This window comes from Mesorhizobium sp. M0058 (assembly GCF_040323095.1).
Taxonomy (GTDB): domain Bacteria; phylum Pseudomonadota; class Alphaproteobacteria; order Rhizobiales; family Rhizobiaceae; genus Mesorhizobium.
In genome coordinates this window covers 49,231-63,514 of record NZ_JAMYUQ010000003.1, presented here as the reverse complement: position 1 = coordinate 63,514, position 14,284 = coordinate 49,231, and the positions used below count along the sequence as shown (strand labels likewise).

At 62.7% G+C, this 14,284-nt stretch carries 13 protein-coding genes; 11 read left to right on the top strand and 2 right to left on the bottom strand.

Annotated elements, in window-relative coordinates; translation table 11 throughout:
• Positions 1-25: 25 nt before the first annotated feature.
• Positions 26-889 (bottom strand): pantoate--beta-alanine ligase, encoded by an 864-nt coding sequence (gene panC, locus NKJ75_RS05520; protein WP_352499302.1) that lies wholly within the window; start codon positions 887-889, stop codon positions 26-28.
• The gene (gene panB, locus NKJ75_RS05515; RefSeq protein WP_352499301.1) at positions 886-1,746 is read right to left on the bottom strand and encodes a 3-methyl-2-oxobutanoate hydroxymethyltransferase; all 861 of its coding nucleotides are present in this window, start codon (positions 1,744-1,746) and stop codon (positions 886-888) included. The genes panC and panB overlap by 4 nt, the downstream gene beginning before the upstream one ends.
• A gap of 162 nt (positions 1,747-1,908) precedes the next feature.
• Here panB and NKJ75_RS05510 point away from each other — a divergent pair, with 162 nt between their 5' ends.
• The 11 genes from NKJ75_RS05510 to groL all read left to right on the top strand — a co-directional run bounded on the left by NKJ75_RS05510 (position 1,909) and on the right by groL (position 13,899).
• Positions 1,909-2,877, top strand: a complete 969-nt coding sequence (locus NKJ75_RS05510; RefSeq protein ID WP_023673634.1) for an NUDIX hydrolase — start codon at positions 1,909-1,911, stop codon at positions 2,875-2,877.
• Between the two features lie 67 nt (positions 2,878-2,944).
• On the top strand, positions 2,945-3,919 hold the full coding sequence (gene nadA, locus NKJ75_RS05505; protein WP_352499300.1) for a quinolinate synthase NadA: 975 nt from the start codon (positions 2,945-2,947) through the stop codon (positions 3,917-3,919).
• Positions 3,916-5,457 (top strand): L-aspartate oxidase, encoded by a 1,542-nt coding sequence (locus NKJ75_RS05500; RefSeq protein WP_352499299.1) that lies wholly within the window; start codon positions 3,916-3,918, stop codon positions 5,455-5,457. Before nadA ends, NKJ75_RS05500 begins: the two co-directional genes overlap by 4 nt.
• Positions 5,457-6,311 (top strand): carboxylating nicotinate-nucleotide diphosphorylase, encoded by an 855-nt coding sequence (nadC, locus tag NKJ75_RS05495; protein ID WP_023807057.1) that lies wholly within the window; start codon positions 5,457-5,459, stop codon positions 6,309-6,311. Before NKJ75_RS05500 ends, nadC begins: the two co-directional genes overlap by 1 nt.
• A gap of 98 nt (positions 6,312-6,409) precedes the next feature.
• Entirely contained in the window at positions 6,410-7,417 is a 1,008-nt protein-coding gene (gene bioB, locus NKJ75_RS05490; protein WP_502903837.1) for a biotin synthase BioB, read from the top strand.
• Positions 7,414-8,568, top strand: coding sequence for an 8-amino-7-oxononanoate synthase (locus NKJ75_RS05485; RefSeq protein WP_352499297.1), 1,155 nt, complete (start codon positions 7,414-7,416; stop codon positions 8,566-8,568). Before bioB ends, NKJ75_RS05485 begins: the two co-directional genes overlap by 4 nt.
• The gene (bioD, locus tag NKJ75_RS05480) at positions 8,565-9,200 is read left to right on the top strand and encodes a dethiobiotin synthase (RefSeq protein ID WP_352447895.1); all 636 of its coding nucleotides are present in this window, start codon (positions 8,565-8,567) and stop codon (positions 9,198-9,200) included. Before NKJ75_RS05485 ends, bioD begins: the two co-directional genes overlap by 4 nt.
• A complete protein-coding gene (locus tag NKJ75_RS05475) occupies positions 9,200-10,465 on the top strand; it encodes an adenosylmethionine--8-amino-7-oxononanoate transaminase (protein WP_352499296.1) in 1,266 nt (421 codons plus the stop codon). The genes bioD and NKJ75_RS05475 overlap by 1 nt, the downstream gene beginning before the upstream one ends.
• Positions 10,462-11,445 (top strand): 3-oxopimeloyl-[acyl-carrier-protein] synthase BioZ, encoded by a 984-nt coding sequence (gene bioZ, locus NKJ75_RS05470; protein WP_352445627.1) that lies wholly within the window; start codon positions 10,462-10,464, stop codon positions 11,443-11,445. The genes NKJ75_RS05475 and bioZ overlap by 4 nt, the downstream gene beginning before the upstream one ends.
• 430 nt (positions 11,446-11,875) lie before the next feature.
• Entirely contained in the window at positions 11,876-12,172 is a 297-nt protein-coding gene (gene groES, locus NKJ75_RS05465; RefSeq protein WP_019863563.1) for a co-chaperone GroES, read from the top strand.
• A gap of 62 nt (positions 12,173-12,234) precedes the next feature.
• Positions 12,235-13,899, top strand: a complete 1,665-nt coding sequence (gene groL / locus NKJ75_RS05460) for a chaperonin GroEL (protein WP_352447897.1) — start codon at positions 12,235-12,237, stop codon at positions 13,897-13,899.
• Positions 13,900-14,284: the final 385 nt, after the last annotated feature.

Sequence of the window (14,284 nt, the reverse complement as noted above, 5' to 3'; positions counted from 1 at the left end):
AATACGGCGCGTGCCGAGAACGTGGCTAATCTGTTGAACCAATCCGAAATAGTCTGACGTTGTCTATGAGCCGTGTGCCGCCGAGCCAGGCGGCGGCAAGCAACCGTGCCGGTCGATCGAGGCTTGTTATCGGCTGCAGATCTGCTTCATCGCGAAGTTCCAGGTATTCGACCTCGCGATAGCCTGCAGTCAGAATTGCTGCGCGAGATTCTGCAAGCGTTGGCATGATGGGTGAGCCGCGCTCAAGCCGCTCAGCCGTCTTGAGCAGGACCGATGATAGCTTGGGAGCAACAGCGCGTTCCGCTGGCGAGAGCCGCACATTGCGCGATGATAGCGCAAGACCGTCGGCTTCACGGACTGTCGGACAGGCAACAATGGTGATTGGAATATCGAGATCCTGGGCCATGCGCCTGACCAGGTGAATTTGCTGAAAGTCCTTTTCGCCAAAGAAGCCGAAGTCAGCGCTGGTCTGCAGGAAGAGCTTGGCGACGACGGTCGCCACGCCGTCGAAATGCCCCGGCCGGAATGTACCGCACAGGCCTTCGCTGACACCGCAAACCGAAACGGTGGTGGCGAAGCCCGCCGGATACATCTCCTCTGCATCTGGCGCATAAAGCAGGTGCGCGCCAACCGGTGCCAGTTTGGCGGCATCCTCGTTCTCGGTGCGGGGATACGCGGCAAGATCGGCCTGGCTGTTGAATTGCTTCGGGTTGACGAAGAGCGTCACTATCACACGGTCTGCCTTCTCGAGTGCAGCGCGCACCAGGCTGAGATGGCCCTCATGCAGGACGCCCATCGTTGGCACCAGGGCTATCCTCACACCTTCGCAGCGCCATGCGGCGACGCTTTCGCGAAGCTGGTCAACGCTCCTGACGATCGGCACGCTCACGCTGCTTCTCCGCTCTTGGTGGCGTCCGTGTCGGCGGGCTTGCGCGCATCGGCAAACACGTGCTCTGCGGCGGGAAACTGGCGCTCCTTCACCTCGCGCGCATAGGAAGCGATCGCAGCCGCAGCCGCCTCCCGGAGTTCAGCATAGCGCTTGACGAACTTGGGCCGGAAGTCGCCGAAGAGGCCCAGCATGTCGTCGACGACGAGAATCTGGCCGTCACAGGCTGCCGAGGCACCGATGCCAATGGTCGGGGTCGCCACCTCCTTGGTGATCCGGCGGGCGAGCGCCTCAGGAACCTTCTCCAGGACGACCGCAAAGGCGCCCGCTTCGCCCACCGCAATTGCGTCGCGCCTGATGCGCTCGGCATCCCCGCCCCTGCCCTGTACGCGGTAGCCACCGATGGTGTTGATGGCCTGCGGCGTCAATCCGACATGGGCCATGACGGGCACGCCGCGTGCGGCGAGGAAGCCGATCGTCTCTGCCATCGCTTCGCCGCCTTCGAGCTTGACGGCCGTGCAGCCGGTCTCGGCCATGACGCGCGCGGCATTGCGGAAAGCCTGCTCTGGGCTTTCCTCGTAGGAACCGAACGGCAGGTCGACCACCATCAGCGCCTGCTTGATGCCACGGCGCACCGCCTGGCCGTGCGTGATCATCATCTCCAGCGTGACACCGAGCGTCGAGGGCAGGCCGTGGAGAACCATGCCGACGCTGTCGCCGACGAGCACCACATCACAATGGGGATCGACAAGCCGGGCGACTGGGGTGGTGTAGGCGGTAAGGCAGACGAGCGGCGTCCCACCTTTGCGCGAACGAATATCCGGCGGTGTGATCGCCCTGGTGTCACCATAAGCGCTCATGGGACCCTCCTTCCCCTACGTTACCAGCTGCAGCTGTCGCCTTTGGCACATTTTTGTGCAGGTGCGAAGAGCAAAAAAATGGCCATGCAGCTGCGGGGTGTTGACGTGCCAATTGGCACGCTTACACTAAATCGATTAAGGTGCCCCCGAGCTGGCCAAATAATGGACGATCAGGCAATAGGACTCAGGAAAGACAGAGCCGCCGGCAAGGCCGACAACGTCAAAGTGGACTTGATCGCCTTTGTGGTCGCCGTAAACGGCAGTCAACCCTGTGTCCTCACCATCGGCCAGGCGGACACCTTGCCCTCCGGTCCCTTTGCGCTTGAGCACCGATCGCTGCAATCCGGCTTGAGGGGGTGGGTCGAGCAGCAAACCGGCCATCGGCTGGGGTACATTGAGCAACTCTACACGTTCGCGGATCGGGATCGCATCGGCGCCGAGCGCCAGCAGCGCGTCATCTCCATCAGCTATCTCGCATTGACGCGCAAGGAACAGGCAGCGGGCTCGCCCAAGTGCGGATGGCAGAGTTGGTATGAATATTTTCCATGGGAGGACCACCGCTCCGGCACGCCTGCGGTCGTGCTGGACGTTCTGCGGCCGCGCCTGATCGAATGGGCAAACGGCGTTGGCGATTCGGCCACGCGACGTGAACGCTGGCAGCGGGCGACGATAGCCTTTGGCTTCGACGACCGCCTTTGGAACGAGGAACTCACGCTTCAACGCTATGAGTTAGTCTACGAAGCAGGCCTGGTCCAAGAGGCCGTAAGAGGGCGGGACGCAGGACCCCCGCCGCTGGTGCCCAGCAAGTCCATGGTCGCCGATCATCGCCGCATCGTGGCGACCGGCATTGCGCGGCTGCGCTCCAAGATCAAATACCGCCCAGTCGTCTTTGAGCTGATGCCGCCGGTCTTCACGCTTTTGCAGCTGCAGCGAACCGTGGAGGCGCTCGCCGGCAGGCTCATCCACAAGCCGAACTTTCGCCGACTGATCGAACAGCAGGAGCTGGTCGAGGAGACCGGAGAGGCCACCACTGAGACCGGCGGCCGGCCAGCGAAGCTTTTCCGTTTCCGCCACGCCGTTCTCGACGATAGGCTCATCGCCGGGACAAAATTGCCGCTGGCGCGGGGTTGACATCCCTTATACTCACAGCAAGTATATGCTGGTTATTTTCAATTAGAGTATAAGCGGGAGGGGGTCGATGGGCGCCATGCTGCCTACGGCCGCGTTGCTCTACGAGCGCGTCCGACGAGTGATCCCGCCGATCGAATGGCCGGCTTTCGCCGAGGATATCGAGGCGATCCTTGCGCTGAAGCGCGAGCGCAACGCGATCATCCTGGCGCACAACTATCAGACGCCCGAGATCTTCCACTGCGTGGCCGACATCGTCGGCGACAGCTTGGCACTAGCCCGCACGGCTGCGACGGTCGAGGCGCAAGTCATCGTGCTGGCCGGCGTCCATTTCATGGCCGAAACGGCCAAGCTCCTTAATCCGGGCAAGACCGTGCTCATTCCGGATCTCAGCGCCGGTTGCTCGTTGGCGGACTCAATCACGGCAGAAGACGTGCGCTTGATGCGCCAGCGTTATCCCGGCGTTCCGATCATCACTTATGTAAATACGTCCGCCGAAGTGAAGGCCGAGTCGGATATCTGCTGTACATCCGGCAACGCCAAGGCGGTCGTCGAATCCCTTGGGGTTCTCCGGGTGATCATGTTGCCGGACGAATATCTGGCCCAGAATATCGCCGCCCAGACAGATGTGCAGATCATCGCCTGGAAAGGGCGTTGCGAGGTGCATGAGCGCTTTACACCGGCCGACATCCGCGAGTTGCGCGAAAGCCATCCCGGCGTGGTCGTGCTCGCCCATCCCGAATGCCCGCCCGACGTCGTGGCTGAAGCAGATTTTTCCGGCTCGACGGCTGCCATGTCCGACTATGTCGAAAGGCAAAGGCCGCCACGTGTCGTGCTGATGACGGAATGCTCAATGAGCGACAACGTCGCGTTAGCGCACCCAGAGGTCGAGTTCATCCGGCCCTGCAATTTGTGCCCGCACATGAAGCGGATCACGCTTGCCAACATCCGCACCGCGCTCGAGCAGAACCACCATATCGTAACGGTCGAACCCGGGATCGCCGGGCGCGCGCGGCTAGCGGTCGAACGGATGCTGGCAGTTTGAGCGCCGACCTCCGCAGCTTCTTCGGGCGGCCCATCATCATCGGCGGCGGCATCGCCGGACTGATGACCGCGCTTCAACTGTCGCCGGAGCCGGTGCTTCTTCTGTCAAGGTCGCTGCTGGGAGCTGACAACTCGAGCAACTGGGCCCAGGGGGGCTTGGCTGCAAGTTTCGGCGAAGACGACGATCCGGCAATGCACCTGGCCGATACGGTTGCCGCAGGGGATGGTCTCTGCGACAGAGACGTGGCGAGCCGCATCCTCCAAGCCGCGCCCAAGGCCATAGAGGGGCTTGCGGGCTTTGGGGTTCGCTTTGACCGCACGCCGGAAGGATCACTGTGCCTCGGATTGGAGGCCGCACACAGCCGACGTCGCATCGTTCATGCGCATGGGGACGGCACCGGGCGTGAGATCATGCGTGCGCTGATCGCGGCTGTGCGTTCCACTCCGTCGATAGTTGTCGTGGAGGGCGTGGAAGCGCGCCGGCTCGCCGTGCGAGAGAATGCGATCCGAGGCGTCTGGGCGAGCTGTTCGATCGCACCTTTCTTCTTCGGCTCACGGCGGGTCGTCCTCGCCACCGGTGGCATCGGGGGACTGTTTCTCGACACCACGAACCCTTGGGGCAGTTGCGGACAAGGCCTTGCGCTTGCGGCCCGCGCTGGAGCTGTCCTAGCCGACCTCGAATTCATCCAGTTCCACCCGACCGCCCTTGACGGCCCAGAACGCCCTATGGCGCTGGTCAGCGAGGCTGTGCGAGGCGAAGGTGCTGCCCTGATCGATGAAACCGGCCAGGCTTTTCTCCAGAGCGTGCCAGGGGCGGAACTTGCGCCTCGCGATGTCTTGGCCCGCGCCGTGTGGAACCATCTTGCGGACGGCCACCATGTTTTTCTCGATGCCCGACAACGGCCAGGCCCGGCATTCGCTCGACATTTCCCGACAATCGCATCAGCCTGCCTTGGAGCGGGCATCAATCCCGCGCGCGATCTCATCCCCATTCGTCCGGCCCAACACTACCACATGGGTGGCGTTGCCGTGGACAGCTCGGGCAGGACCTCCGTCAAGGGGCTGTGGGCCTGCGGCGAAGTCGCTTCGACAGGACTGCATGGCGCCAACAGGCTCGCCAGCAATTCCTTGACCGAGGCAATCGTGTGCGCCCGCTGGGTCGCTGAAAGCGTCGCCGGAACGCCTGCGCGCAGAACAAGGCCTGCGTTTGCGAACGTCTACCCACCGCCCGCTCCGATAGCCGTGCGCGTTTTTCTGTCGCGCGCACTCGGCATCGTCCGGGATGGTCAAGGGTTGAAAGCAGCCGCGCGTGCCTTATTGCCGCTCGCCGAAAGCAAGGATGCGGTCTCGGATCCGGCGGCTGTCGGGCTAATGATTGCTGTTGCCGCCTTGTTGCGCGAAGAAAGCCGCGGCGCTCATTACCGGACAGATTTTCCTCATCATGCGACTGCCGCCCGACGGTCCGAAATCACGCTCGAAGCCGCCTTGGCGGCTGCGCGGGCACTCGGACACTCGCCAAGCTCCGAAGGTGCAAAGTGATGATGCTCTCACCGCTCCCCACGGTCCTGCTTGAGCCGCTTGTCCGGGCATCTCTTCTTGAAGACCTTGGCAGAGCCGGCGACTTGACCACGGACGCCATCGTCCCGAAGGAATACCAAGCGGGAACCGTGTTGGTGGCGCGACAGTCCGGAGTTGTCGCCGGCATCGATCTGGCGATGCTCGCTTTCGGCATGATTGATCCTGGTGTCGAAATCTCCGTGGAGCGGGCAGACGGCTGCAATGTCGTGGATGGAGAGGTCATTGCATCAGTGGTTGGCCCGGCCCGAGCCATTCTCACAGCGGAAAGGACGGCACTCAATTTTTTGTGCCATCTGAGCGGCATCGCCACAGCGACGGCATCGATCGTCGCTGCGGTTCGTGGATATGGCGCGAAGATCGTCTGCACCCGCAAGACAACGCCCGGATTGCGGGCAGTCGAAAAGTATGCCGTGCGCGCAGGTGGCGGGTCCAATCACCGCTTCGGCCTGGACGATGCAATTTTGATCAAGGACAACCACATCGCCATCGCAGGCGGCGTCCGGCCAGCGCTCGAGCGAGCACGAAGAGCGGCCGGTCATCTCGTCAAGATCGAAGTCGAAGTCGATACTCTGGCCCAGTTGGAGGAGGTACTTGGCTTCGCTCCCGATGCGGTTCTGCTCGACAACATGTCCCTCCCCGATCTTCGCCGCGCCGTCGCAATGGTCGGTGGCCGCGCTATCACCGAGGCTTCTGGCGGGATCACGTCGCATACAGCGCGAGCGGTTGCCGCGACCGGCGTTGATCTGATTTCGGTCGGCCGACTCATCCACAGCGCGCCGATCCTGGATATCGGCCTCGACCATCGGGGCTCATGATTGTCTGAGTAACGAACAGGATCGGGTCAACTGTCCTTTCCGATCATCATAGTCAGATAGCAAAGACCCGCAAGTCATACCGGAGGAACAGCATGGAGATGCAAACGGCAAGTTCAACGCAGACATCGCCACCGGCTCAATCCCCTGACCCGCCTGACCCTGGAGCGTGGACCTTGGAGAAGGCTCAGGCACTTTACCATGCCCCCTTCAACAATCTCCTCTTCCTGGCGCAAACGGTGCACCGGCAGAATTTCGATCCAAACAAGGTCCAGCTCAGCCGGCTGCTCAGCATCAAGACCGGAGGATGCCCGGAGGATTGTGGCTATTGCAGCCAGTCGGCGCGTCACGAAACCGGGTTGGAGGCGTCCAAGCTGATGGATGTCAGGCGCGTCATCGCCGAAGCGACCAAGGCGCGTGATGCCGGCGCCACCCGTTATTGCATGGGCGCGGCCTGGCGAAACCCCAAGGCGCGCGACATGGATGCCGTGGTGGCGATGGTCGAAGGCGTCAAGGCGCTGGGCCTGGAGACCTGCATGACACTCGGCATGCTCGATCTTGAGCAAGCCGCTCGACTGAAGCAGGCGGGTCTCGACTACTACAACCATAACATCGACACGTCAGAACGCTACTATAGCGAGATCATCGGTACGCGGAGCTTTGCCGAGCGGCTCGAGACGCTTGAGCACGTTCGCAAATCCGGCATCAAGGTCTGCTGTGGAGGCATTGTCGGCATGGGCGAGGAGCCGGTGGACCGGATCGACATGCTGGTGACGCTGGCCAATCTCCCGGAACATCCGCAAAGCGTTCCAATCAACATGCTGATCCCGATCGCCGGTACGCCGCTTGCAGACGCCAAGCCCATTGAGCCGATCGAATTCGTGCGCGTGATCGCGCTGGCGCGCATCATGATGCCGAAATCGCATGTCCGTCTGTCCGCCGGCCGCACCGCGATGACCGACGAGATGCAGGCGCTGTGCTTTTTTGCCGGCGCCAACTCAATCTTCGTCGGCGACACGCTGCTGACGGCGGACAATCCCGGTGAGGACAAGGATACCCTGCTGTTCCGGCGCCTTGGCATCGATCCGATGGAACTCGAGGCGCAATGAACGGGGCGCCGCTTGCCCGTTATGATGCGACCTTGCAGGGGCTAGCGCGCAAGGACCGGCTGCGGACGCTTTCGCCCCGCGCCGGGCTGGACTTCTCGTCGAACGACTATCTCGGGCTGGCCGCGTCCAGAAGACTTGGCGATGCGGTTGTGGCGGCGATTGCGCGGGGCACGCCGGTTGGCGCCACCGGGTCGCGGCTGTTGCGCGGCAATGCACCGGAACACGAGCAGCTCGAGGCAGACGCGGCGGCATTCTTTGGAGCCGACCGCGCGCTGTTCTTCGGCAGCGGCTACATCGCCAACTTCGCTCTGCTGAGCGCCCTGCCGCAGAAGGGCGATCTTTTGGTTCTCGATGAGCTCGCCCATGCCAGCATGCATGAGGGTGCGCAGGCCGGACGCGCCCAATTCGTGCTGGCCGCGCACAACGACGTCGATGCTGTCGAGGATGCGATCACGCGCTGGCGCGCTGAAGGCGGCATGGGGCGCATCTGGATCGCGGTCGAAAGCCTCTACAGCATGGATGGCGACCGCGCGCCGATGGCGAGCCTGATGGCGCTTGCCGATCGGCACGAGGCATTCATCGTCGTCGACGAGGCGCACGCCACTGGCGTCTGGGGACCGGACGGCCGGGGGCTGGCCGCCGCATTCGAGGGCCGCGACAACATCATTGCCCTCCATACCTGCGGAAAGGCGCTCGGCTCGTCCGGCGCACTGGTCACCGGACCGGGAACGCTGTGCGGTTATCTCATCAACCGTTGCCGGCCATTCATCTACGCCACCGCGCCATCGCCGCTGATGGCGGTAGCGGCACGCGAAGCGCTCGCCATACTGTCTGACGAGCCCCTGCACCGCGTTCAGCTGCATGAACGCGTTGCCTTCGCCGGCCGTCAATTGGCCGAGCGCTGCGGCGTGGCGCCTAGCGGCTCACAGATCCAGCCCTTCGTCATCGGCGACGTCAAGCGCACCATGGCAGTGGCGGCGCGCCTGCAGGCCCGCGGCTTCGACATACGCGGCGTTCGTCCTCCGACCGTACCCGAGGGCACGTCGCGGCTGCGCATCTCACTGACGCTCAACATCGGCGAAGCCGACATTTCCGCCATGGTCGAGGCGCTGGTCGAGGTGTTGGCCCAAACATCACCAGAGGCGATATGACCCAACGCATTGTCATCACCGGAACGGATACCGGAGTTGGCAAGACCGTGTTTGCGGCTGGGCTCGCCGGTTTGCTGGACGGCTTTTACTGGAAACCGGTGCAATCGGGCCTCGACGGCGAGACCGACAGCGAGGTGGTCGCGCGGCTTGCCGGCTTGCCCTCAGAGCGCGTGCTGCCGGAAGCCTACCGCTTGCGGAGCCCGCTGTCGCCGCATCGTTCGGCCGAGATCGACGGCGTGGCGATCAAGGCTGCCGATCTTGCTTTTCCCGTCCTACCGACGCCGCTCGTCATCGAAGGCTCCGGCGGCCTGATGGTGCCGCTCAACCGGCGCACAAGGTTCATCGACATCTTCGCTGAATGGCGGCTGCCCGTTATTCTGTGCGCCCGCACCACGCTCGGCACCATCAACCACACCTTGCTCTCGGTCGAGGCGCTCCGCGCCCGCTCCATCCCGTTGGCGGGCATCGCTTTCATCGGCGATGAGATGGCCGATACGCAACGGACCATCGTGGAATTCAGCGGTGCGCCGCAGCTCGGCAGGCTGCCGCACCTGGATGTGCTGACGGGCAAAACACTGAGGGACGCAATGGTTGCCGGCTTCGCCTTCGCCTCGATTGCTGGAGGTGACTGATGTCGCAGTCTCATGTGTGGCATCCCTTCACCCAGCACGCGCTCGAGCCTGCGACCCCAGAAATCGTCCTGACTGAGGGCGCCTATCTCCACAGGGCCGACGGCGCCCGCATCCTGGACGCCATCTCCTCCTGGTGGGTCGTCACACATGGCCACCGCCATCCCCACATCATGAAGGCAATCGAGACAACCGCGTCGAGCCTCGACCAGATTATCTTTGCGGGCTTCACGCACGAGCCGGCAGAGCGCTTGGCCAAGGCGCTTGTCGGCCTCGCTCCCGCTGGACTCGACTGGGTGTTCTATTCCGACAGTGGCTCGACCTCAGTCGAAGTCGCGCTGAAGATGGCGCTCGGTTATTTCCGCAACATCGGCGCGCCGCGCTCGCGCATCGTCGTCATGGAGCACAGCTATCATGGTGACACGATCGGAACGATGAGCGTCGGTGCGCGTGGCGTGTTCAACGCCGCCTACGAACCCTTGCTGTTCGAGGTCGACATCGTCCCCTTTCCGGCCGCGGGGCACGAGCAGGAGACGCTGGATCGTTTCCAGGCTGTGACCCGCGATCGACGAGCCGCAGCCTTGATCGTCGAGCCGCTGGTGCTGGGCGCCGGCGGCATGCTGATGTATCCAGCATCGGTTCTGGCCGAATTGAAGAAGATCACTGAGGCCTCCGGCACGCTGCTGATCGCCGACGAGGTGATGACCGGCTGGGGACGCACCGGAACCATGTTCGCCTGCGAGCAGGCATCGATTTCTCCAGATATCCTGTGCACCTCCAAAGGCTTGACCGGCGGCACCATCCCGCTGGCCGTAACGCTTGTCACCGATGCCATCTTCCGGGCGCACTATTCCGAGGACCGGAAGAAGACGTTTTTCCATTCGAGCTCCTACGCCGCCAATCCGATTGCCTGTGCGGCAGCACTCGCCAATGTCGAGATCTGGCGCGACGAGCCAGTGGCCGAGCGGATCACGGCCTTGAGCGTGATGCAGGCCGTCGGGCTGCAACGCTTTCGGGACAATCCATATTTTGCCGACTGTCGAGCCACGGGAACGATCGCGGCGCTCGACCTGCGAACCGGTTCCGCAGGTTATCTCGCCGAGATTGGTCCGAAGCTGCGCGCTTTCTTCCTCGAGCGCGGCCTGCTTGTGCGCCCGCTCGGCAATGTCCTCTACCTTCTGCCACCCTATTGCATCGCAGACGACGAGCTCGAACGAGTCTATGACGCCATCGAGGAGGCCGGGGAACGCTTCGGGTCCAGGCCATGAGCAAGTCGTCGCGCATTCTCGGACTTGGCCATCACGTGCCTGGGCGCAAGGTGGCCAATGCCGAGATCGAGAGCAATCTCGGCCTCGAGCCGGGCTGGATCGAAAGGCGTACCGGAATCCGTTCGCGCTTCTGGGCAACGGACGAAGACACGCTGTCGGGTCTTGCCACCCGGGCTGGCGACATGGCGCTGGTGAACGCCGGTATTGCGCGCCACGACATCGGTCTGCTGTTGCTTGCCACCTCGACGCCCGACCATCTTCTGCCGCCCAGCGCGCCGCTGGTCGCACACAAGCTTGGCCTTGGCCGCGCAGGCGCGGTCGATCTGACCGGCGCCTGCGCTGGCTTCATCTATGCGCTCATGTTTGCGGACGGGTTCACCCGCCTGCATGGCAAACCAGCGCTGGTCATCGCCGCCAACATTCTCAGCCGCCGCATCAATCCAGCCGAGCGCGCGAGCTCAGTCTTGTTCGCCGATGCCGCCGGCGCCCTGGTGATCGGTCAGTGCGATGATGCTGATCGGGGCATTCTCGGTGCCTCGGTGGCTTCGGACGGCTCGCGCTACGGGCTGATCCAGATTCCCGCAGGAGGAAGCAACACGCCGTTCCATGGCGACCTCGACCTCGGGCAGACCCGGATGACGATGACCGACGGGCCCGAAATATTCGCAAAGGCTGTCGAGATGATGACCGATTGCTCGACAACCGCGCTAGCCGCTGCGGGAGTGCGGCCACACAATGTCGGCCGGTTTGTGCCGCATCAGGCCAATACTCGGATTTTCGGCGCGGTCGGAAGAAACCTCGGCATTGCTGACCAAGCAATTGTCAAGACGATTGCCGAATACGGCAACTCTTCGGCCGCGACGGTCCCGCTGTCGCTCTCGCTCGCCAACCAGATGAAGCCATTCCAGCCAGGAGAGAAAATCCTTCTGGCGGCGGCCGGTGCGGGTCTCAGCGGCGGCGCTCTCGTGGTTGGAATCTAGTCGGCCGGCTCACGCGCGCAGGACTGGTCATGAATGGCAATAGGTGCAACAGAACCAATGCCAAAATGGCCTTCTGAAGCTCGACATGACCAAGCTGACGCAGCACGACCCGTGCGAGCCTCTGGATGAGTTCAAATGCAACACCCGTTGCACCAACCGTACCATCTGAATAAAGCTCAATTACAAAGGGTGAGCCGCCCCATATATGTCGGATACCCGACATTGTTCACATAAAAGGCTCGATGCTTACACGCTCTTTTCTGGCTGCTCTTTGCTGTCTTCTCTTTTCTCTTTGCTCTTTGCTCTTCCGTCTTGACTAGCAGGAGCCTGCGGCTTATCTCATTGCCGCGTTAGCACTCGCTTCGGCTGAGTGCTAGGCATGCTCCGGCAACGGAGCACCGTTCAACATCCGCACCAAGGAAATCCAAAAATGGCAAAGTCGAATTTCCGGCCGCTGCATGACCGCGTGGTCGTACGCCGGGTCGAATCCGAATCCAAGACCGCCGGCGGGATCATCATCCCGGATACGGCAAAGGAAAAGCCGCAGGAAGGCGAGATCATCGCCGTCGGCTCCGGCGCTCGCGACGAAGCCGGCAAGCTGGTCCCGCTGGACGTCAAGGCCGGCGACCGCATCCTGTTCGGCAAGTGGTCGGGCACCGAAGTCAAGCTCAATGGCGAAGACCTTCTGATCATGAAGGAATCCGACATTATGGGCATCATCGGCTGATTATCGGCCTCACCGTCAACTGAATTTCGGGCTTGATCGCAAGCCCCTGCCAGGAGCTAAAAATGGCTGCTAAAGACGTAAAATTCTCCCGCGATGCCCGCGAGCGCATGCTTCACGGCATCAACATCCTCGCCGACGCGGTGAAGGTCACGCTCGGTCCCAAGGGCCGCAACGTCGTCATCGACAAGTCGTTCGGCGCACCGCGCATCACCAAGGACGGCGTCACCGTCGCCAAGGAAATCGAACTTTCCGACAAGTTCGAAAACATGGGCGCGCAGATGATCCGCGAAGTTGCTTCGAAGACCAACGACATCGCCGGTGATGGCACCACGACCGCGACCGTTCTGGCGCAGTCGATCGTCCAGGAAGGTAACAAGGCGGTTGCCGCCGGCATGAACCCGATGGACCTGAAGCGCGGCATCGACCTGGCCGTGACCGAAGTCGTCGCGGCTCTCGGCAACGCTGCCAAGAAGATCAAGACCTCCGAGGAAGTTGCCCAGGTCGGCACGATCGCCGGCAATGGCGACGAGTCGGTCGGCAAGATGATCGCCGAAGCGATGCAGAAGGTCGGCAACGAAGGCGTCATCACGGTTGAAGAAGCCAAGACCGCCGAGACCGAGCTGGAAGTCGTCGAAGGCATGCAGTTCGACCGCGGCTATCTCTCGCCCTACTTCGTCACCAACGCCGACAAGATGGTTGCCGAGCTCGAGGACGTCTACATCCTCCTGCACGAGAAGAAGCTGTCCAACCTCCAGGCCATGCTGCCGGTTCTCGAAGCCGTCGTGCAGACCTCCAAGCCGCTGCTCATCATCTCGGAAGACGTCGAAGGCGAGGCTCTGGCCACGCTGGTCGTCAACAAGCTGCGCGGCGGCCTGAAGATCGCCGCCGTCAAGGCGCCGGGCTTCGGTGATCGCCGCAAGGCCATGCTGGAAGACATCGCCATCCTGACCGGTGGCCAGGTCATCTCGGAAGACCTCGGCATCAAGCTCGAGAATGTCGGCCTCAACATGCTCGGCCGCGCCAAGAAGGTGTCGATCTCCAAGGAGAACACCACCATCGTCGACGGCGCCGGCAAGAAGGACGAGATCCAGGGCCGCGTTGCCCAGATCAAGCAGCAGATCGAAGAGACCACGTCGGACTACGACAAGGAGAAGCTGCAGGAACGTCTGGCGAAGCTCGCCGGCGGCGTTGCGGTGATCCGCGTCGGCGGCGCGACGGAAGTCGAAGTCAAGGAAAAGAAGGACCGCGTCGATGACGCCCTCAACGCGACCCGCGCGGCCGTGGAAGAAGGCATCGTTGCAGGCGGCGGCGTCGCACTGCTGCGCGCTTCGGCCAACATCAAGGTCACCGGCGTCAATGCCGACCAGGCTGCCGGCATCAACATCGTTCGTCGTGCACTGCAGGCTCCGGCCCGTCAGATCGCTTCGAACGCAGGTGCTGAAGCTTCGATCGTCGCCGGCAAGATCCTCGACAACAAGGGCGCGACCTACGGCTACAACGCCCAGACCGGCGAGTATGGCGACATGATCGCCATGGGCATCGTCGACCCGGTCAAGGTCGTTCGCACCGCTCTCCAGGACGCGGCTTCGGTCGCCGGCCTGCTCGTCACCACCGAAGCCATGATCGCGGAGGCTCCCAAGAAGGAGTCGGCCGGCGGCGGCATGCCTGGTGGTATGCCCGGCGGTGGCATGGGCGGCATGGGCGGGATGGGCGGTATGGATTTTTAATCCAGCCCCTATCAACTTACAGCGGACAGGGCGGCAGCAATGCCGCCCTGTCCTTGTGTGCCGAACATGATCGACACCTTGGAGGTGCAGTCCCAGAGGATCTCGTTCGAACCTTGCGCACCAACGCAATAGGAGGAAAAACGCTCGGCCGATTTGGAGTTGAAGGATTTCGCTCAGCAGCGGAACAGTTGGGTAGGAACCAAGACAAGAGGTGGCCTCGACCTACAAATTTGCTGGCCTTCAGCGGTATGGATGTCTCTGAGGCGTCATCTGAGGAGGACGAGAAACGCGGCTGAGGCGATCCCTGCCGACGCCATGCTCGACCACGCGGCCCTTTCGCCAATAGCGGTCATGCAGCGTCAGCCATAGCAGCGCCAGGCCAGTC

Coding starts and splice junctions, on each gene's coding strand:
- panB (WP_352499301.1), bottom strand. CDS start 1,746: ATGAGCGCTTATGGTGACACCAGGGCGATCACACCGCCGGATATTCGT.
- NKJ75_RS05510 (WP_023673634.1), top strand. CDS start 1,909: ATGGACGATCAGGCAATAGGACTCAGGAAAGACAGAGCCGCCGGCAAG.
- nadA (WP_352499300.1), top strand. CDS start 2,945: ATGGGCGCCATGCTGCCTACGGCCGCGTTGCTCTACGAGCGCGTCCGA.
- nadC (WP_023807057.1), top strand. CDS start 5,457: ATGATGCTCTCACCGCTCCCCACGGTCCTGCTTGAGCCGCTTGTCCGG.
- bioB (WP_502903837.1), top strand. CDS start 6,410: ATGCAAACGGCAAGTTCAACGCAGACATCGCCACCGGCTCAATCCCCT.
- NKJ75_RS05485 (WP_352499297.1), top strand. CDS start 7,414: ATGAACGGGGCGCCGCTTGCCCGTTATGATGCGACCTTGCAGGGGCTA.
- bioD (WP_352447895.1), top strand. CDS start 8,565: ATGACCCAACGCATTGTCATCACCGGAACGGATACCGGAGTTGGCAAG.
- NKJ75_RS05475 (WP_352499296.1), top strand. CDS start 9,200: ATGTCGCAGTCTCATGTGTGGCATCCCTTCACCCAGCACGCGCTCGAG.
- bioZ (WP_352445627.1), top strand. CDS start 10,462: ATGAGCAAGTCGTCGCGCATTCTCGGACTTGGCCATCACGTGCCTGGG.
- groES (WP_019863563.1), top strand. CDS start 11,876: ATGGCAAAGTCGAATTTCCGGCCGCTGCATGACCGCGTGGTCGTACGC.
- groL (WP_352447897.1), top strand. CDS start 12,235: ATGGCTGCTAAAGACGTAAAATTCTCCCGCGATGCCCGCGAGCGCATG.